This is a genomic window from Candidatus Aciduliprofundum sp. HYA1 (genome assembly GCF_056175085.1).
In genome coordinates this window covers 1300188-1316834 of sequence record NZ_CM149694.1, presented here as the reverse complement: position 1 = coordinate 1316834, position 16647 = coordinate 1300188, and the positions used below count along the sequence as shown (strand labels likewise).

General features: G+C 47.1%; 20 protein-coding genes and 1 tRNA gene. 9 read left to right on the top strand and 12 right to left on the bottom strand.

The genetic code is table 11. From position 1 onward, the window contains the following. On the bottom strand, positions 1-249 hold the full coding sequence (locus tag AC0S1O_RS07175) for a hypothetical protein (RefSeq protein WP_475393635.1): 249 nt from the start codon (positions 247-249) through the stop codon (positions 1-3). Between the two features lie 91 nt (positions 250-340). Here AC0S1O_RS07175 and mtnA point away from each other — a divergent pair, with 91 nt between their 5' ends. Next, positions 341-1342, top strand: a complete 1002-nt coding sequence (mtnA, locus tag AC0S1O_RS07170) for an S-methyl-5-thioribose-1-phosphate isomerase (protein WP_475393634.1) — start codon at positions 341-343, stop codon at positions 1340-1342. A gap of 1 nt (position 1343) precedes the next feature. On the opposite strand, the gene AC0S1O_RS07165 is transcribed toward mtnA, so the two are convergent. Both AC0S1O_RS07165 and glmM read right to left on the bottom strand, forming a co-directional pair. Continuing rightward, positions 1344-2537 (bottom strand): cation:proton antiporter, encoded by a 1194-nt coding sequence (locus AC0S1O_RS07165; protein ID WP_475393633.1) that lies wholly within the window; start codon positions 2535-2537, stop codon positions 1344-1346. A gap of 42 nt (positions 2538-2579) precedes the next feature. After that, positions 2580-3932: a phosphoglucosamine mutase gene (glmM, locus tag AC0S1O_RS07160; protein ID WP_475393632.1), complete on the bottom strand. Its 1353-nt coding sequence runs from the start codon at positions 3930-3932 to the stop codon at positions 2580-2582. Between the two features lie 68 nt (positions 3933-4000). Between glmM and AC0S1O_RS07155 the strand changes: the two genes are divergently transcribed. Next, a complete protein-coding gene (locus AC0S1O_RS07155) occupies positions 4001-5377 on the top strand; it encodes an amidohydrolase (RefSeq protein WP_475393631.1) in 1377 nt (458 codons plus the stop codon). Here the strand turns inward: AC0S1O_RS07155 and AC0S1O_RS07150 are convergent. After that, complete coding sequence (locus AC0S1O_RS07150; RefSeq protein ID WP_475393630.1) at positions 5358-5705, bottom strand: response regulator; 348 nt, start codon at positions 5703-5705, stop codon at positions 5358-5360. The two genes, AC0S1O_RS07155 and AC0S1O_RS07150, sit on opposite strands and share 20 nt — an antisense overlap. A gap of 35 nt (positions 5706-5740) precedes the next feature. After that, complete coding sequence (locus AC0S1O_RS07145; RefSeq protein ID WP_475393629.1) at positions 5741-6451, bottom strand: TrmB family transcriptional regulator; 711 nt, start codon at positions 6449-6451, stop codon at positions 5741-5743. Between the two features lie 46 nt (positions 6452-6497). On the opposite strand from AC0S1O_RS07145, the gene AC0S1O_RS07140 reads away from it, so the two are divergent. After that, complete coding sequence (locus AC0S1O_RS07140) at positions 6498-6917, top strand: RNA-binding domain-containing protein (protein WP_475393628.1); 420 nt, start codon at positions 6498-6500, stop codon at positions 6915-6917. Here the strand turns inward: AC0S1O_RS07140 and AC0S1O_RS07135 are convergent. After that, positions 6914-7738, bottom strand: coding sequence for an FKBP-type peptidyl-prolyl cis-trans isomerase (locus AC0S1O_RS07135; RefSeq protein ID WP_475393627.1), 825 nt, complete (start codon positions 7736-7738; stop codon positions 6914-6916). The genes AC0S1O_RS07140 and AC0S1O_RS07135 overlap by 4 nt on opposite strands. Positions 7739-7822: 84 nt before the next feature. Between AC0S1O_RS07135 and AC0S1O_RS07130 the strand changes: the two genes are divergently transcribed. Beyond that, a tRNA-Leu gene (locus AC0S1O_RS07130) sits at positions 7823-7907 on the top strand. Positions 7908-7935: 28 nt separating this feature from the next. Here AC0S1O_RS07130 and AC0S1O_RS07125 read toward each other — a convergent pair. The 4 genes from AC0S1O_RS07125 to dnaG are packed head-to-tail and all read right to left on the bottom strand — an operon-like array spanning position 7936 to position 12160. Beyond that, on the bottom strand, positions 7936-9075 hold the full coding sequence (locus tag AC0S1O_RS07125) for an MFS transporter (RefSeq protein ID WP_475393626.1): 1140 nt from the start codon (positions 9073-9075) through the stop codon (positions 7936-7938). Positions 9076-9100: 25 nt separating this feature from the next. Next, positions 9101-9484 carry a cytidine deaminase gene (gene cdd, locus AC0S1O_RS07120; protein WP_475393625.1) on the bottom strand — a complete coding sequence of 128 codons (384 nt, stop codon included), beginning with the start codon at positions 9482-9484 and terminating at the stop codon, positions 9101-9103. After that, positions 9471-10961, bottom strand: a complete 1491-nt coding sequence (locus AC0S1O_RS07115; protein ID WP_475393624.1) for an ATP-binding protein — start codon at positions 10959-10961, stop codon at positions 9471-9473. Before AC0S1O_RS07115 ends, cdd begins: the two co-directional genes overlap by 14 nt. Next, the gene (gene dnaG, locus AC0S1O_RS07110; protein ID WP_475394485.1) at positions 10958-12160 is read right to left on the bottom strand and encodes a DNA primase DnaG; all 1203 of its coding nucleotides are present in this window, start codon (positions 12158-12160) and stop codon (positions 10958-10960) included. Before dnaG ends, AC0S1O_RS07115 begins: the two co-directional genes overlap by 4 nt. 234 nt (positions 12161-12394) lie before the next feature. Here dnaG and AC0S1O_RS07105 point away from each other — a divergent pair, with 234 nt between their 5' ends. Genes AC0S1O_RS07105 through AC0S1O_RS07085 form a run of 5 tightly spaced genes read left to right on the top strand, consistent with a single transcriptional unit; the run spans position 12395 to position 15742 of the window. Next, positions 12395-12841, top strand: coding sequence for a 30S ribosomal protein S13 (locus AC0S1O_RS07105; protein WP_475393623.1), 447 nt, complete (start codon positions 12395-12397; stop codon positions 12839-12841). 4 nt (positions 12842-12845) lie between these two features. Beyond that, on the top strand, positions 12846-13433 hold the full coding sequence (locus tag AC0S1O_RS07100) for a 30S ribosomal protein S4 (RefSeq protein WP_475393622.1): 588 nt from the start codon (positions 12846-12848) through the stop codon (positions 13431-13433). Continuing rightward, positions 13433-13819: a 30S ribosomal protein S11 gene (locus AC0S1O_RS07095; protein ID WP_015284031.1), complete on the top strand. Its 387-nt coding sequence runs from the start codon at positions 13433-13435 to the stop codon at positions 13817-13819. Before AC0S1O_RS07100 ends, AC0S1O_RS07095 begins: the two co-directional genes overlap by 1 nt. After that, positions 13820-14641 (top strand): DNA-directed RNA polymerase subunit D, encoded by an 822-nt coding sequence (locus tag AC0S1O_RS07090; protein ID WP_475393621.1) that lies wholly within the window; start codon positions 13820-13822, stop codon positions 14639-14641. It abuts the gene before it with no gap. A gap of 30 nt (positions 14642-14671) precedes the next feature. Further along, entirely contained in the window at positions 14672-15742 is a 1071-nt protein-coding gene (locus AC0S1O_RS07085) for a TIGR04084 family radical SAM/SPASM domain-containing protein (RefSeq protein WP_475393620.1), read from the top strand. Here the strand turns inward: AC0S1O_RS07085 and AC0S1O_RS07080 are convergent. Both AC0S1O_RS07080 and AC0S1O_RS07075 read right to left on the bottom strand, forming a co-directional pair. Then, entirely contained in the window at positions 15732-16271 is a 540-nt protein-coding gene (locus AC0S1O_RS07080; RefSeq protein ID WP_475393619.1) for a hypothetical protein, read from the bottom strand. The two genes, AC0S1O_RS07085 and AC0S1O_RS07080, sit on opposite strands and share 11 nt — an antisense overlap. 101 nt (positions 16272-16372) lie before the next feature. Further along, positions 16373-16537: a TOBE domain-containing protein gene (locus AC0S1O_RS07075; protein WP_475394484.1), complete on the bottom strand. Its 165-nt coding sequence runs from the start codon at positions 16535-16537 to the stop codon at positions 16373-16375. Positions 16538-16647 lie beyond the last annotated feature (110 nt).

The following is a 16647-nucleotide window of genomic DNA, read 5'->3' as shown; positions in this document are numbered from 1 at the left end:
TCACTCACCCATTTCAAATTTGAGGGATTTTAACAGTTCCCGGTATGTTTTATCTGCCAGTTCCTCCCCCGCAAATTTCTTTATGAACTTTCTTATCTCCTCGCTCATGGCCCGTGCGTACTCCTTTTCATCAAGCCCATTTTTGTCAATTTTCCTCCTGTTTGTTTCCACGATAATCTCGCTTAAATTTCCAAATAAAGGGTACAGGGTTTTCTCGATTTTCAAATCTATAATATCCTTGGAATCCATTGATTGATATAAGTGAGCGAATGTATATAAAATTTATGTGCCCGTGCCAAATCTATAAATCTTTTTAATCTTTTAGCCTCTTGGTGATTTTATGAGGATAAATGTGAATGGAGAAACCAAGGAGATGCGTGCTGTGTGGTTTGATAACGGCGTGGTGAAGCTGATAGACCAGAGAAAGCTCCCTGCCAAATTTGAGATATATGAAGCAAAAACTACCGATGAGGTGGCATATGCCATAAAGGAAATGGTGGTTCGCGGAGCTCCGGCGATTGGGATAACTGCCGCTTATGGTATGGCCCAGGCATGGCTCAATAAATGGAATATAGAGGAGGCATTTGAGAAATTACGCAATACAAGGCCAACGGCGCATGATTTATTCTTTGCACTTAAGAGAATGAAGGAGGCGATTGACTCCGGCGAAGATGCAGTTAAGAAGGCGGAGAATTATGCGGAGGATATCATCGGGAGGTGCGAGAAGATCGGTGAGCATGGGGAAAAGCTGATTAAAGATGAGTATCGCATTCTGACGCACTGCAACGCCGGCGCCCTGGCTGTGGGGGACTGGGGCACTGCAACCGCTCCGATCCGAAAGGCGCACCGCAACGGCAAGAGGATTTTCGTATGGGTGGACGAAACCCGTCCAAGATTGCAGGGTGCAAGATTAACCGCCTGGGAGATGGTTCAGGAAGGAATAGAGCATGCGGTCATAGCGGATAACGCTGCAGGATATTTCATGCGAAAGGGGGAGGTGGATATGGTAATTGTTGGCGCGGACAGAATAACCGCAAATGGGGATGTTGCCAATAAGATTGGCACATACGAAAAAGCAGTCGTTGCTAAGGAGAATGGTATACCCTTCTATGTGGCCGCACCCATAAGCACCTTTGATTTCTCTTTGAACATGGGAGATGAGATACCCATTGAAGAGCGCCGCGAAGATGAAGTTCTGTTTTGCAGGGAATGTCGCATTGCACCTCAGGAAAGCAAAGCGAGGAACCCTGCCTTTGATGTGACACCTGCAAGGTACATAACGGGCATAATTACGGAACTGGGGGTATTCAAACCGGATGAGGTATGGAAATTGAAGAGGTGAACTACACCATTGCCTCTCCCGCCTTTTTCACTGCAAACTGTGTGCCCAAGGGTGAGGCTATCTGGAATATTGCTGTGGTTACCGCAATGAGTGTGATGATTATGGCTCCGAGATGGGAACTTGAGATCTCCTGAGCTGCGTGGGCCGCAAGACCCACAGCCACCCCTGCCTGATTTAAAAGGGCAATTCCCAGATATTTTTGAAGTTTTTTCTCTGCCCTGGCTATCCATGAGCCAAATCCGCAACCTATGACCTTTCCAACGGTTCTTCCAAGGCAGTAAACCAGAGCCACAGCCCAGAGTGCTTCAAGAAGTGCAAAGTTGATTTCCATCCCTATTGCTCCGAAGAAGAGAATGTACACTGGAGTCATTATGGTGTCTATGGATTTGTAACTGCTCACACCGAGTTCCTGGTTCATATTTATGACGGTCATCCCGACGGCCATGGATGTGAGTATGTTTGATACTCCAATCACGTAGGCTATTCCCCAACCGAGCAACGCCACCGCAACGCCCAGAACAAGTTGGTGATCTGGGGTGAAGGACCTCTTTTTGCCAGCATAACTGAAAATAAGTCCCAAGGTGCCACCCAGCAGAAATGCCCCGAATATCTCCCATAGGGCATGTACCACGGCAGTTCCTATTGTAACGTGATACCCGAGAAGTCCCTTTGTCCAGATTATGCCAACAACGTACATTATAATGCCTGCGGCATCATCTAGGCCCACAACAGCTGTGGCCACATCGGTCAGCACTCCATGGGAGGACAGGGAGCGAAACACGGCTATGGTGCCTGCGGGAGCAGTTGCAGGTGCCAGGGAACCCAGGAGTACTGCAAGGGCGAGATCTCTTGTAAATGCGTAAACGAATAGCATAACGGTGAAGGATGTTACTATAACTTCCACCACCAGGATGATCATCACCTTTTTGCCCATCATCTTCAGGAATCTTCTTGAGAAACTCAGACCCACAATGTAGCCTACCAGAGATAGGGTTGCCCCCGTAACAATGTTGAAGAATGTGTTTGATGCCTTAAATCCCAAAATTGAGAGAAGAAGTCCTGCAAATAGGTAGGCAAGCACATCTGTAAGGCGGATTTTCCTGAAGAAGAACCCAAATAGAAGTCCCAGAATCATCAGGAGGCTGACTATGAGGTATATGGAGCCTTGCCCACCTGTTATGGTGTTGACCAGCATAGTGGTGGAATGTATTATCTTTTTTCTAAATAAGATTTGTGCTTATGCTTCTCTCACCGCATCCTCCAGAATTTTTTTGTACCTCTCCACGAGCGTGTTGAGTTCTTCCTCACTCTTTGCTTCTGCGTAGATCCTGTAGATGGGTTCTGTGCCCGATGGGCGTATGAGCACCCACCAATCCTCTCCCATCACCTTCACTCCGTCTAGCGTGCTTGTTCTCTCTCCTTCCAATTTCTCTTTTAGGATCTCAAGAACCTTCTCTTTTTTCTCGTTCTCGCATTTCACGCTTATTTTTTTCTGATAATATTGGGGCAGGGAATCAACCAACTCGCTCAGTTTCTTTCCACTCTTTGCCAGAATTTCAAGAACCTTGGCCAGGGCCATGGCACCGTCCCTCGCAACCAAATGCTCTGGGAATATGAGCCCGCCGTTCTCCTCGCCGCCAAATATGGCTTTCACCTCAATCATCTTTCTTGCCACAATTGGGGCACCCACCTTGGTGTATAGCACCTCGCTTCCGTGTTTTTTCACAACCTCCTCAAGGGATAGGGAGGAACTCACGGGTGTAACCACAATTCCATTTCTGTCTCTTACCACGTACTCTGCAACAAGGGTGAGGGTTTTGTCCCCGTACAGGTACCTGCCCCTGTCATCAACGAAAATCGCCCGATCTGCATCTCCGTCGTGGGCTATACCCAGATCCGCGCCTGTAGCCTTTACCATGGATACAAGATCCCTGAGATTTTCAGGTCTTGGTTCGCTTTCGTGACCTGGAAATCTACCATCTGGCTGGCAGTTTAGGGTTATCACCCTGCATCCCAATTTTTCTAGGAGATAGGGGGATGTGAAGCAGGATGCTCCGTTGGCGCAATCAAGCACCACCTTGAATTTTTTATTTTTTATGCTCTTCACATCCACCCTTTGAAGTATGGAGCGTATGTACTCTTCCCTTGCATCTTTCCTCTCTGTGTAATTTCCAACATTTTCCCAACTTACAATCCTGAATTCTTCCGAGAAGAATATTTTTTCAATTCTTTCCTCCTCTTCCCGCGGCAGCTCTGTGCCATCTCCCGCAATGCATTTTACTCCGTTGAACTCAGGTGGGTTGTGGCTTGCAGTTATGGCAATTCCGAAATCTCCGTGCTCCCTGGTGTATAGTTGTATGGCAGGAGTGGGTGCGATCCCAATGTCCACAACGTTAACTCCGGAGGCGAGGAGTCCAGAGATTACGGCGAATTTCACCATATTTTTTGATATCCTTGTATCTGTGCCGAGTACCACCTTTGCGCCCCTTGGAAGGTACGAGCCTATTGCCAGCCCTACCTTCGTTAAAAATTTCGGGGTGAAATTTTCTCCGACCCTACCGCGAATTCCATTGGTTCCGAATAGACGCATAGTGAAGCATAGGGCCCATATAGATAAACTTTACTCACATTTTTATATTGCTTGGCGGATTACCATTCATGCTCCTCTACAATGTCAGGGTATTCGGAAATGAGGATGCCGAGTACGTGCTCATACGAAATGGAATAATTGAGGGAATGGGAAAGGGAAATTTGCCAGATGATGCGAGAAAAATAAATCTGCATGGCTCGTGGCTTCTTCCCGGATTCTGTGATTCTCACACGCATCTGAGCAACATTGCGCTTATGCATAGTGAGCTTGACCTGACCAACCTGAGCCGCGATGCGGTACTTTCCCTTGTGGCAAGGAATTGCAACAGGAAAATAGTGCTGGGCCGGGGGTGGGATGAGAGTTTCTGGAGGAATAAAAAATATTTGCAGAGGGATGAACTTGACAATGTCTGCTCCAGCAGACCTGTTGTGCTCATAAGAGAGGATGGGCATCTGGCATCCATAAATACCCTGGCGGAGAGGCAGTTTGGAGTTGAGAGTGAGGATGGAATAGTGAAGGAGAAACAACTTGAAAAATTGCTGAGGAAACTTGATATCGGCAAAACTCTTGATTTTGATTACGCTCAGGATTATGCACTCTCAAGGGGTGTTACCTGCGTACATGACTTTGCAAATGGGGATACTTTGAAAAGGTACATGGCAATGCACTCTGCGGGCAGGCTTAAGATCAGAATATATGCCAATTTTTACGAATCTTCTTACAGATATGTTCGCTCCCTTGGTATCCAGAGCGGATTTGGAGATGAGCATCTAAGAATCGGTGCCCTTAAACTTTTTGCAGATGGCTCCATAGGGGCCAAAACGGCAGCAACGAGGTACGTGGATGGTGAGGATGTAAAACCGATGCTTTCTGTGAGAAAATTGAAAGGGATTGTTGAGAATGCAAACAGAAACGGGATAAGGGTATTCACCCATGCCATAGGGAACTATGCTATTGAGAATGTTATCAAGGCCTACGGTGGTGGGAGGATGAACAGAATTGAACACTTTGAACTTGCCTACGAGGATTTTATTCCCATGCTTGGCGGGGAGGTGAGCATGCAGCCCAATTTCCTGAAATGGGCAAAGAGGGGTGGATTGTACGAGAAAATGCTTGGTGAGCACTGGCTTAAGATCAACAATCCCTACAGGATAATTTTGGATTATGGAAAAGCCCTCCTGTTCGGGTCCGACTGTATGCCCATGGACCCCCTATTTGGAATCCGTATGGCTGTTGAGAGTGAGTACGATGTCCAGAGAATAAGTTTAAGGGACGCTGTAATTGCCTACACCATGGGCTCCAAGTATTTTGGCCCTAAGTTTGGAGAGATAAAAGAGGGTTATGTGGCTGATTTGGTGGCCTTGCATGGCGAGTTTGATAAAATACGGGAGATGAAAGTCAAAATGACCATGGTGGGTGGAAGGATCATGTATACTTCTCAATGATGTTCAGCAGATCCCTGTACTTGAATGGCTTTTTTAGAACTTCCAGTGCCCCGGCGGCCATCATCTCCTCCACATACTTATCATGGTATGCCGTTGCCCCTATTATTTTCGCCTCAGAATCAAATTCTTTTATGAGTTTCGTTGCCTCTATTCCGTCCATAACCGGCATTTTTATGTCCATGATCACAAGATTTGGAGATTCTTCCTTGTATATCTCAACGGCCTCCCTGCCATTCTTCGCCAAGAGAACGTCGTATCTTCTGAGAAATATGCTGTACAGTTTCAGGAGTTCTTCGTTATCATCCACAAGCAATATTTTTATTCCCACTGGTGGAACTAATGAAGTTAAAAGATTTAAAACTTTCACTCCTTCTCTATCAGTATGTTTATGAAATGCGTTAGATGCTGAGCCAGCGCCGGGTTGTCCGTGTAACCACAGGCGTTCAGTTCAGGGCTAGCAAGGAGGGCCCTCTTGTTGTCGCACACAATGTCTGTGGCCATGAGTCCAGTTTTCCTGTAAACCTGTGTGCCGGGTGGAGCCCGCTGGTTTGGCTGGGTAACCACTATTATTTTTACGCCCCTGTTTATTGCCCTCTCTATGTTTTTTTCCAGTTTTCTTCGTATTTCAGAGATTTTTGGGGTTGATATGATTATCTCCCTCTCCGCCATGTCTATCATCTCGGCTATCTTTCTCATAACCTTATCTGTCCCGTATATGGTGTAAACCAGTTGTGGCTCTCCCTTTTCCATAAATATGCTCTCAACAAATTCAAGTTTTTTAAACAACTCGTCTATCTCGTTCATTATATTTCTCCTTATAATCTCAAGGTCCTCCGGCTTGTACATCTTTGGTCTTCCCTTTGAGGATATCACAAAGCCCTTCTCCTCAAGTGAATCCAGAACCTTGTATGCTGATGTCCGTGGAATCTCTGCATTTTTTGCAATGACATCTGCAGAGCCCACTCCCAGCATCAGGAGGGCAAGAAATGCCCGAATTTCGTACTGGGATAGCCCGAGTTTTTGAAGGGTGCTGACAATTTTGTTGTACTCCTCTATGGCATTATTGGGATCCATATTTGTGTATGGGCAAACATATATTTGTGTTCTTCCATTCACCCATATGATCAAGTACATCTATTTCCGCTGCTTTGTCCATGCCACCGAGGATATTGATAAGGTGCGCAAGGCCATGGGCTTTATCACGGGCCATGATAGATTCGATGAATCCGAGGAAAAGGGATACTACGGGAATAGAATTGTGATACTGCAACTTCAAATAAAGAAGAAATCTGAAGTTTTGCGTTTCTGGAGAAGGATGAAGGATATGGGAATTGTGGATGAGATCCTGCCTATCTTGGATGAACTGGTAGATGAGCATGGAATGCTATACTTGAGGTTCGATAAGCAGCAGGCATACTTGGAAAAGGCCGCATTGACCACAGGTGGAGATGCCATAGCCATGCACGCAAAGATAGAGAGTTATCCTATGAAAAAGGACAGGGCCATTGAGAACTTCAAAAAATATGTGGGAGGGATTTAGTCTTCCTTTATTTTTATCACAGTCACAACGAAGTAGAGTGTTTTCCCTGCAACCTCCTTGTTGAAATTTATGCGGAACATTGTGTTATTTTGCCAGTCAATGATTCCTCCATTGGGAAGCAGGATGGGCGTTTGCTCTATCACGTATTTGAAGGTTATCACTCCATTTGCTATTTTCTCCACGTATATCTGCAGGGCGCTTATGTTCTTGTAGGGCTGGTAGTAATTTCCAACGGATGGATTGTTCATTATCGTAACTATGTTATTGGTTGCGTCTATTTTGAGGATCAGGCAATTCCATCCATGCTCCTTATCCCTGTACACAGCATTATCCAGCGGATTTACCTTTCCAAACCTCTTGTTGAATTGCTCAAGAGAGAGGTTCTGTACCACAGGTATTGTCTGCACGAGCGAATAGTTCTTAACCTTGCTCCAGTCAAAGGGATATCCCTCGCTGGGTGGCACAACGATGGTCTTTGTCTCGTTCAGTTTCATTCCGATAACTCCCTTTTCAAATCCAGGGATCATTGTGTGACTTCCCACCTTAAATGTCAGGGGATCAAAATTTCCGGTCCACTTGTAACTCACGGTCTTTGGGTACGTGATGTTATCTTCCGCGACCTGCTTGATGTTTGTATCGAAAATTCTTCTCTCGCCGCCATAATAAATGTAACCGTAGTACTTAACGGATATTGTATCTCCGGGCTTTACTATGGGTACGCTCTGCTGGCTGTTACCCTGACCGGTTAGGAAATACGTGCCAGTAACGGCGGCCACAACAACCAGAATTGTTATCATAAGTGCGTAGGTGGATGCTTTCATTAGGGCGGCTAATGCCTATTTCTAATATATAACTTACGCTCAATTCCAGAAAAAATTAAATCCTAAACCACAATCACCGATTAGGCGGGGGTTGCCGAGCCAGGTCAAAGGCGGTGGACTCAAGATCCACTCCCGTAGGGGTTCGCCGGTTCGAATCCGGCCCCCCGCATTGAAAAATCAATTTTTTGCAGGGAAATCTAATTTTTTGCATGAAGGAGAATATGGGTGTTTATCGTTATGAGCAGACCCATGATGAAAAATATAGCAGCACCCATATTCAGATTGAATACACGATAGGAGTGAAGTGAATCGTACATTGCACCCCCGATCAGGGGTGCGACCACAGAGCCTATGTTTGAACTCATATTCACTAGTCCCAGGGATGTCCCCAGGGTCTTGGTCTTTGATGCGGCGAAACTCCTCGCTACCGGTAGAAATCCCCTGCCACTTATGTAAAATACAAGTGTGGCGATGAGCACCACGATTTTTGAGTTCACCATCAGCAAGCCTCCCGAGATCAGGGAGAGAAGAGCGAGAAGCCAGAGCGTATACGAATAGCTTTTTTTATCCGCCATGTGGCCCATGAAAAATGTGCCGAATATGGCCACGAAGGTGAATATTGAGAGATAAAAGGTTGTGCTGTATTTTCCAAATCCCATATTTTCTGCCAGGTAGAACCAGAGAACTTCCGCTCCAAGGGATAGGAACATGCCGTAGAAGAAGTTGAGAGTGTAAAGTGAGGAGGGAAAATCTCTTTCCATTCTCCTTATTTTCTCTTTTTTCACCTTCTCATCCTTCACATCTCTAAGCGGCATTGCAAAAAATACGCTGATGAGATAGAACATTGCCACTGTGATTATCGCCCAATATTCATTTCCGAGAAAGATATTGTAAAGTATGTAGCCGATGGAAGCGCCCAGGCCCCCCATCATAAAGTAGGAACTCATAAGCCTGCCTCTGAATTTGATGGGCGAGGATAGATGCACAAGGGCCTGCATTGTGGTCCATGCCATTGCACCGTAGAGTCCGTCCAGAGCTCTCAGGGCTATCATGTATGGGTATGGCACCACCAGGTAGAGGAGGGAATCAATGCCCAGACCGATGAATCCCACGATTATTATTGCCAATCTGCTGATGCTCTTGTCTGCTATTTTTCCAATAACAGGTGCACTTAGGCCCCTGGCGAGCATGAAGGTGCTTGATAGAATTGTAATTTCAAGAACACTCAGACCCATATTGCGAAGGGTGAAGGCCAGAACTATGCGTAGCAATCTGGCTGCCAGTCCCCCAAATATGGGGATTATGAGAATGGAACTGTAAATTTTCCATCTGCGCATTCAATTGTATATTGATGCAAAGAATTTAATCGTTTTGCTGGAGGGAGAATCTCTTGGGGAGGAGGTCCCTCAGAGAGTATACTTCCACCTCCTTTCCGTCCGAAATTATTATCTGGCAATCCTCTTCGCAAAACTCGCTCATCACCTGGAGGCATGCGCCGCATGGATAGGGCATTGTTTCGGCGTATATTGCAATCCTCTCAATGTTTCTGCACCCTTCACTTATGGCCTTGAAAATAGCCACCCTCTCGGCGCAGATTGTGAGTCCGTAGGATGCGTTTTCCACATTGCAACCGGTGAATACTTTTCCGCAGGCAACCACCGCGGCACCGACTCTGAAATTTGAGTATGGGGCGTATGCCCTCTCCCTCGCCTTTTTTGCCATCTCAACGAGGTTACTGGTATCCATCAATATCACTTTCATTCCAGTAGTTGTATATGGCCGTTCTCTGGGATGCACTCACATCTCTGGCCACTCCCGCCTCATAGGCCCCGTACCTGTCCCTTATCTGCTCCTCCACAGGCTTTGAGAGTTTAATGGCCGCCTCCACGTGCTTTCTCTCTATGTACCTATCCCCATTGTACACTGCAAGGTCTCCGGCAGCTCTGATGAGCCCACCCATCTCTCTGAGTCTGAGGGTTAGGCCAATTTCGTTGTCTATGGCCTTGGCCCTCCTCTTACCCTCCTCGATTATGGCAAGAACTGCATCTCTTGTTGCGTGTGGTATGCGTCCATCAGCGGCAATTTCCTGAGCCACAAACTGAACGTATTTTGCCCTGTTCTCATCTGTATCCGGCATTGTTGTATTCACCAGAACCTCATAGCCCTCTCCTATTATTCTTGAGCGGAGAGGTGAGAGAATATTTGGAACGTCCTGAATGTTACAGGCAGCCACAAGTATGAAATCACAGGGCACATCGTCCACGCGCACAGATGCCCCTGCGCTTTGGGGATTTCTCCCCGCTATTGAGAACTTCTTCTCCTGCATTGCAGTTAGTATGTTTCTCTGCAGTGGGCCAAGATGAGTGATCTCATCAACAAAGAGCACACCCTGATGGGCTTCGTGTATTGCCCCTGCAACAACTCTCTTGTATGGAGGGGTACCAAGCTGCGGATGCCCTCCGTATGGATCGTGCTTCACATCCCCAAGAAGCTCAGTTTCGCTTGCGCCCGTTGCCATGACAAATGGATTTCTCTTGAGGGGTACTATCACCTTGTAGGGCTTCTTCTTCTCCAGGGCCCTTCTTTTTTCAAGTGCTTTCTCATCAAAAACCCTGATCTTCTCACCATCCCTTTCGTAAACGATTACCTTCTCCACGCCTCCCTCATAAACCGTTGTTGTGACCCTTGGTGGAAGTGCGGCTATTCCAAACGCGGCTCCCAGGGCACCAAAAATATCGGCAAAGGGTCCCTGCGTGGTCTGTGAAACCTTTGGGGTTCCACACTTTGGACAAACGAGTTCCGATGGTGAGGAGTAGGTTCCACACTTTGCGCATTTGAATCCCAGCTTTATGGCCACATGCTCAGGTGCTTCCCTTGGATCTATCAGTTTTCCCTCTGCCGATCTCAGTTCCATACTTTCCGCCTCGACCTCCCTGGCATTCTTGACTTCCACGAATGGTCTCTCAGGATTCTGTGGATTGTGTACCACTCTGATTTCCTCCGTTGGAGGCCTGAGGTGCAGTGCCAGGGCTTGGGCTATCATCGATTTTCCGGTTCCAGGCGGGCCAACAAGGAGCAGGTGTCTGTGCTGCATTGCTGCGATCTTTGCAATTTTTATTGCCTCGTCCTGGCCTATCACACGATCAAGCGGATCCTTCGGTATGATTATTTCCTCCGTCGTTTCGAAATCCTTCAGGGATAAACCTTTTTTCGGGTCTATCATTTCTTCACCATATCTTTTGTGAGCAATTTCATATTTAATGGCCTCTTCGTGACATTTCCTATCTTGTAGCCTATGATCCTGCCTATGCCCTTCTCGTGGGCCACATCAACCAGTCTCTGGGATATTATTCCTCCAGTGACCAGGGTATCTCCCTTCTCCTTGGCACTCTTCAATTTTTCAATCAATTCGTTGAGGGGTATTCTCAAGACCACCTTGTTGTCCTTGAGCAGAGCAGCCTCCTTCTTTGAATTGAGGTCCTTGAAAAGGGAGATCAGATCCTCACTCTCCTTCTTTTCCTCTTTTTTCTCCTCCTTTTTTGATTCCTTTTCCTTCTTTTCCTCTTTCTTCTCTTCCTTCTTTATCTCGCCCAGATTATGTGTGGCTATGTACTGCTCCACAGGCACCTTGTTTCTCAGGGCCTTGACTATTTGCTTGTAGGTGAGTTCTTCCACCTCATATCCGGGGGGAGCCCTTGCTATGAAATCTATGTCTGCAACCTGTAAAAGTTCCTTGAGGATCAGATCTCCGCCATGATCCCCGTCAAGGAACGCGGTTACTATCTTCTTCTTGCTCAACTCAATTATCGTTTTTGGCACGTTTGTGCCGTTCACCGCTATGGCATTCTTTATCCCGTAATTTAAGAGGTTGATAACATCGCTTCTACCCTCAACCACGATTATTGCCTCGCTCTTCTCCACATTTGGTCCAGCAGGCAGATGATCCTCACCGTAGATCACAACCTCCTCGATTTCCACAGCCTCCCTGACAGATTTCACCAGGTCCTCGCTGACCTGCTTACCCTGCTTGAGAAGCATCTGCAAAAGCTCCTTTGCGCGATCCACAACCCTCTGCCTCTTTGTTGCCCTTATGTCCTCAATGGATATGACCTTAACCCGGGAGCGGCATGGACCAACCCGGTCAATGGTCTCCAGAGCGGCGGCAAGTATGGCGGTTTCAACCTGATCGAGACTTGAGGGAATGAGAATCTCACCAACAGATTTTCCCTTCTCGGATTTTATATCAACCTCAATTCTTCCTATTCTTCCGCTCTTCTGCAAATCTCTCAGGTCCAGTTCATCACCCAAGAGACCTTCAGTCTGTCCAAAAATTGCGCCAACAACATCTGGTCGTTCCACAATTCCATCTGTTTCAATGCTTGCCCTTATCAGGTATTTTGCTGCGTAGGGATCCGTATTCAATTTCTTCACCTCCTTGTTCTTCGGGAAAATAGCCATCGCTCCCCCTTTGGGTTACGCAATGAGTTTGTGAGGTGTGTGAGCGTGATATGTGATGAGGTGAGGATGACCATTTTCCCCATAGGCTTATGGAAGCAGGGTTTATAAACTTTGTTATTATGCCCCTACGAGTGAGGAAAATTGATATATATGTGAAGGTGTTTAGGGGCAATATCACGTATATAAAGGGCGATGAATATGGCAGAATTCAAGTATATCGTCAGGATTGCCGATACGGATCTGGATGGAAATAGGCCAATCATATATGCCATTCAGGGAATAAAGGGCATAGGATACAGGGTGGCTGAGGGCATAGTGAAGGATCTCAGCATGAACCCAAGGCAGAAAATTGGAGAACTCAGCGATGAGCAGATTGAGGAAATAAGGGTCATAATCGAGGAGAAACTGGAGGAGATCCTGCCCGGATGGATGATGAATCACCGTAAGGATTATTTTACAGGAGAGGACAGGCATGTGCTCTCCACAGAACTGGATTTGCAGAAACAGGATGATATTAACAGGCTCAAGAGAATCAAGTGCTACCGCGGAGTGAGGCACGAGAAGGGCCTGCCTGTGCGTGGTCAGAGAACCCGCTCAAATGGGCGTAGTGGTCTAACCGTGGGAGTTAGCAGGAGGAAGAGGTGAGTAGATGGGTGATCCAAGGTTTAACAGGAAGAAGTACGAGACTCCAAAGCATCCGTGGGAAGCGGATCGCATCAAGGAGGAATGGGAACTTCAGAAGAAGTACGGGTTAAAGAACAAGAGGGAAATATGGAAGGCAAAATCCATACTTCGCAACTTCCGCGGTCAGGCGAGGGAACTTCAGGCCAGATTGAGGTACGGGGATCCCCAGGCGGAGAAGCAGCAGAAACTGCTTTTTGAGAAATTGACAAAATTGGGAATCCTGAACGAGGCAAATGCAACCCTTGATGCGGTGCTGTCTCTGACCGTGGAGGATATTCTCCGCAGAAGGTTGCAAACTGTGGTGTATCTGAAGGGTCTCGCCCGCACTCCAAAGCAGGCAAGGCAGTTCATAGTTCACGGTCACATTGCCATAGGTGATAGGAAGGTTACAATACCCGGTTACCTTGTTAGGGTTGAGGAGGAGGAACTCATTGATTATTACAAGTTCTCCCCTCTCGCAGATGAAATGCATCCCATGCGTCCCCAGGTGATAGAGGGAGGAGTTGAAACGGAGGGTGCCGGGGAAACCACCCAGGAGGGAGGTGAACAGTAATGGCAAGCAGAGTTAGTGTTGTGCACATTTACTCCTCGCATAATGACACCATCATAACGGCCACGGACATAACGGGTGCTGAGACATTTGCTAAGGCCTCTGGCGGTATGGTTGTTAAGGCTGATCGCGAGGAGGCATCGCCCTACGCTGCCATGAAGGCGGCCGAGATGGTGGCCGAGCAACTGAAGGAGAAGGAAATTGAAGAGATCATCGTTAAGGTTCGTGCTCCTGGTGGAAACAGAAGTATGAGTCCGGGTCCTGGGGCTCAGGCGGCAATAAGGGCCCTGGCCAGGGCAGGTATGAAGATCCTGCGCATTGAGGATGTTACGCCTATCCCGCACGATAGCACGAGAAAGCCCGGTGGAAAGAGGGGTAGGAGGGTCTAAATGGAATTTAACATCCTTGAGGTTCAGGACAGGTACATCAAATTTGAGATTAAAGGCATAACTCCTGCCATAGCAAATGCATTGCGCAGGACTCTCATAAACGATATACCGAAACTGGCGATTCACAAGGTGATATTTCACCACGGTCAGATCAGGGATATGGAGGGTAAGGTTTACGACTCATCCACGCCCCTATTCGATGAGATCATTGCCCATCGTCTGGGTCTTATTCCCCTGCCAACAGATTTGAACATGAAGTTCAGGGATGAATGCGACCATCCTCCCGATGAAGGATGTCCCCTGTGCACGGTTACATACACACTCAACAAGCATGGGCCTGCAACCGTGTATTCCGGTGACCTTATCCCCGTGGGAGATGATAAATTTAGACCGGTGGATCCCCTGATTCCGATTGTCAAGCTTAAGGAACATCAGGCCATACTTCTTGAGGCCGAGGCAATAATGGGCACCGCCAAGGAGCATGCCAAGTGGCAGGTTACAAGTGGCGTGACCTACAAGTACCACAGGGAGATAAGGGTGAGCAAAAGGGATAGCGAGTTGTGGCAGAAGGTAAAGGATTCCTGCCCAAAGAACGTGATAAAAGAGGATGATGAGTACATAGTTTTCACAGATGACGTTCCTTGTAAGGCCATGGCCGAATTGCTCTCCTTTGAAGAGCCCGAGATAATTGAGGATGATTCCCATTTCATCTTCGAGTTCGAGACCGATGGAAGTTTGACTGCCATTGATACCCTTGAATATGCCATAAAGAGACTGAAGCAGAGGTTTGCACTTCTGCGTGAGCATGCAGCACTGGGATAAATAATTAATATCCTTTTCCATTCTACCCCGATGCTTTACATAGTGTTCCTTACCGGAGTTTGTAATCTGCATTGCAGGTACTGTGGAGGCACCATTCCAGAGGAGGTTATGCCCCACGAGATTCAGTACAGTATTGAGGATCTGAAGAATTTTGTTGAGAAGGATACCGATGCAATCGTGGCCTTTTACGGTGGTGAGCCAACCCTGCGGCTGAAGAGGATGATGGAGATTATGGATTCTGTTCCTGCAAAGAGATTCGTGGTCCAGACAAACGGCTTTTTCTTGCATAGAATACCAGGGGAGTACCTAAATCGTCTTGATGCAATTCTCGTTTCAATTGACGGTTCCCGTGAGGTTACAGATTTTTACCGTGGCAACGGAGTTTACGATATTGTACTTGATCGGGTTAGAAGGATTCGCCCCCATTACGGAGGGGATCTGATAGCCCGAATGGCTGTGAGCGAGGAGAGTGACATATACAGGGATGTTATGCACCTTCTCTTCCTTCCATTCGACCATGTGCACTGGCAACTCAACGTGGTTTGGGCTCCAGATGATTCGTGGCACGATTTTGACGCGTGGGTTCGCACTTCCTATAATCCCGGAATAACGCGCCTTGCAGATTGGTGGATTGGGGAGATTGAGAGGGGCAGTATTCCCGGTATTGTGCCGTTTCAGGGTGTGATAAAGAGAATGCTGTTCCACGAGGAGGGTCTGCCCTGCGGTGCGGGAAGGGATGCATTTGCCATAACAACTGATGGACGCATTCTCGCCTGCCCCATAGGGGGAGAGTATGAGTGGAACAACCTGGGAGATATATGGAACAAAACACCGGAAGAGATAAGGAATTCTGTGGATGTGGACGAGCCGTGCAAATCCTGTGATATATATCCCATCTGTGGAGGAAGGTGCCTGTTTGCCAACAAGGAGAGGTACTGGGGTATGGAAGGTTTCAATAAAATATGCGGCACAGTGAGGCATCTCGTGGAAGAAATGAAAAGGGCAAGAAGGATCATAGAGAACCTGATTGAGGAGGGAATGTACAAAAAGGAGGATTTTTACTACCCACCCTTCAACAACACCACGGAGATCATACCCTGAGCACTATTTGCCTGAATTCTTCAATTATACCCTTCAATTTTTCTTCCTCGTAGGGGAATTTGGTTATTATTGCCTCAGCCCTCTCCCCAGAAACGTATGCATCATTAACTCGAATTCTCCACCTTTTCTGCAATCTCTGAAGTTTTTCTGCGAATTTTCTGGATTTTTTATCGCCACCCCTTATATCTGCCTCATGAAACTTTCCGAACAGGGTGATGTGAATGGAGGCGGGGGTGTAACTTCCCCTCAGGTTGAATTCTATGACCATATCCTTACATTTTATGCGGTGGGTTAAAGCATATTTTCCGGAATCTATGAACTGGCAGTTCATATCTTTGGCAAGATCTTCAATCATTTTTTTTGTGCCAATATGGAGCATGTGCATTGCGCCGAAGTATCCAATTGCCAGGATAACGAAATATATGAGGGCGAGGGTGTTGAAGTTTCCGGAGGTCAGATCTCCATAAAAGTAGGCAAATCCTAAAATTGCAAGGATGAGCGTTATTATGTCCAGAGCAAGATACTTCATACTTCCCCATGGGTGCAAAAAATTTAAGTTTTCTCCACCCATGGACTTTCGCCCGCCTGGCTGGTAATCCTTGAAAGATGATAGGATTACCCGGAGACGGGCTATAGCACCCTAACTATCCTTGTGGCAGATGCCTTGAATGATGCGTATACTTGCATACCCACGATGAGACCCATACTTTCCACGGCGTTGGGTGTGAGAATGGCCTTAAGGCCCAGATTCTCATTTCCCAGGTCTATCCAGACTATGTGCCCCTCCTTTCTCATGCCTTTGATTTCAAGCAAGAGCACGTTTCGCTGTGATCCATGGGGTTCTTCCTTTGATATTACGATGTTTTCAGGTCTAACGGATAGGAGAACCCTACTTCCAATCCGCG

Excerpts from the sequence above, each read along its gene's own strand:
- AC0S1O_RS07115 (WP_475393624.1), bottom strand. The coding sequence starts at position 10,961 with ATGATAGACCCGAAAAAAGGTTTATCCCTGAAGGATTTCGAAACGACG.
- AC0S1O_RS07080 (WP_475393619.1), bottom strand. The coding sequence starts at position 16,271 with ATGAAGTATCTTGCTCTGGACATAATAACGCTCATCCTTGCAATTTTA.
- AC0S1O_RS07100 (WP_475393622.1), top strand. The coding sequence starts at position 12,846 with ATGGGTGATCCAAGGTTTAACAGGAAGAAGTACGAGACTCCAAAGCAT.
- glmM (WP_475393632.1), bottom strand. The coding sequence starts at position 3,932 with ATGCGTCTATTCGGAACCAATGGAATTCGCGGTAGGGTCGGAGAAAAT.
- AC0S1O_RS07145 (WP_475393629.1), bottom strand. The coding sequence starts at position 6,451 with ATGGATCCCAATAATGCCATAGAGGAGTACAACAAAATTGTCAGCACC.
- AC0S1O_RS07175 (WP_475393635.1), bottom strand. The coding sequence starts at position 249 with ATGGATTCCAAGGATATTATAGATTTGAAAATCGAGAAAACCCTGTAC.
- AC0S1O_RS07075 (WP_475394484.1), bottom strand. The coding sequence starts at position 16,537 with ATGAGAAAGGAGGGGCACATAGTCTGGATAGACCTGGGAAATGAGAAT.
- AC0S1O_RS07155 (WP_475393631.1), top strand. The coding sequence starts at position 4,001 with ATGCTCCTCTACAATGTCAGGGTATTCGGAAATGAGGATGCCGAGTAC.
- AC0S1O_RS07095 (WP_015284031.1), top strand. The coding sequence starts at position 13,433 with ATGGCAAGCAGAGTTAGTGTTGTGCACATTTACTCCTCGCATAATGAC.
- AC0S1O_RS07125 (WP_475393626.1), bottom strand. The coding sequence starts at position 9,075 with ATGCGCAGATGGAAAATTTACAGTTCCATTCTCATAATCCCCATATTT.
- AC0S1O_RS07140 (WP_475393628.1), top strand. The coding sequence starts at position 6,498 with ATGATCAAGTACATCTATTTCCGCTGCTTTGTCCATGCCACCGAGGAT.
- AC0S1O_RS07105 (WP_475393623.1), top strand. The coding sequence starts at position 12,395 with ATGGCAGAATTCAAGTATATCGTCAGGATTGCCGATACGGATCTGGAT.
- AC0S1O_RS07090 (WP_475393621.1), top strand. The coding sequence starts at position 13,820 with ATGGAATTTAACATCCTTGAGGTTCAGGACAGGTACATCAAATTTGAG.
- mtnA (WP_475393634.1), top strand. The coding sequence starts at position 341 with ATGAGGATAAATGTGAATGGAGAAACCAAGGAGATGCGTGCTGTGTGG.
- AC0S1O_RS07165 (WP_475393633.1), bottom strand. The coding sequence starts at position 2,537 with ATGCTGGTCAACACCATAACAGGTGGGCAAGGCTCCATATACCTCATA.
- AC0S1O_RS07085 (WP_475393620.1), top strand. The coding sequence starts at position 14,672 with ATGCTTTACATAGTGTTCCTTACCGGAGTTTGTAATCTGCATTGCAGG.
- AC0S1O_RS07135 (WP_475393627.1), bottom strand. The coding sequence starts at position 7,738 with ATGAAAGCATCCACCTACGCACTTATGATAACAATTCTGGTTGTTGTG.
- cdd (WP_475393625.1), bottom strand. The coding sequence starts at position 9,484 with ATGGATACCAGTAACCTCGTTGAGATGGCAAAAAAGGCGAGGGAGAGG.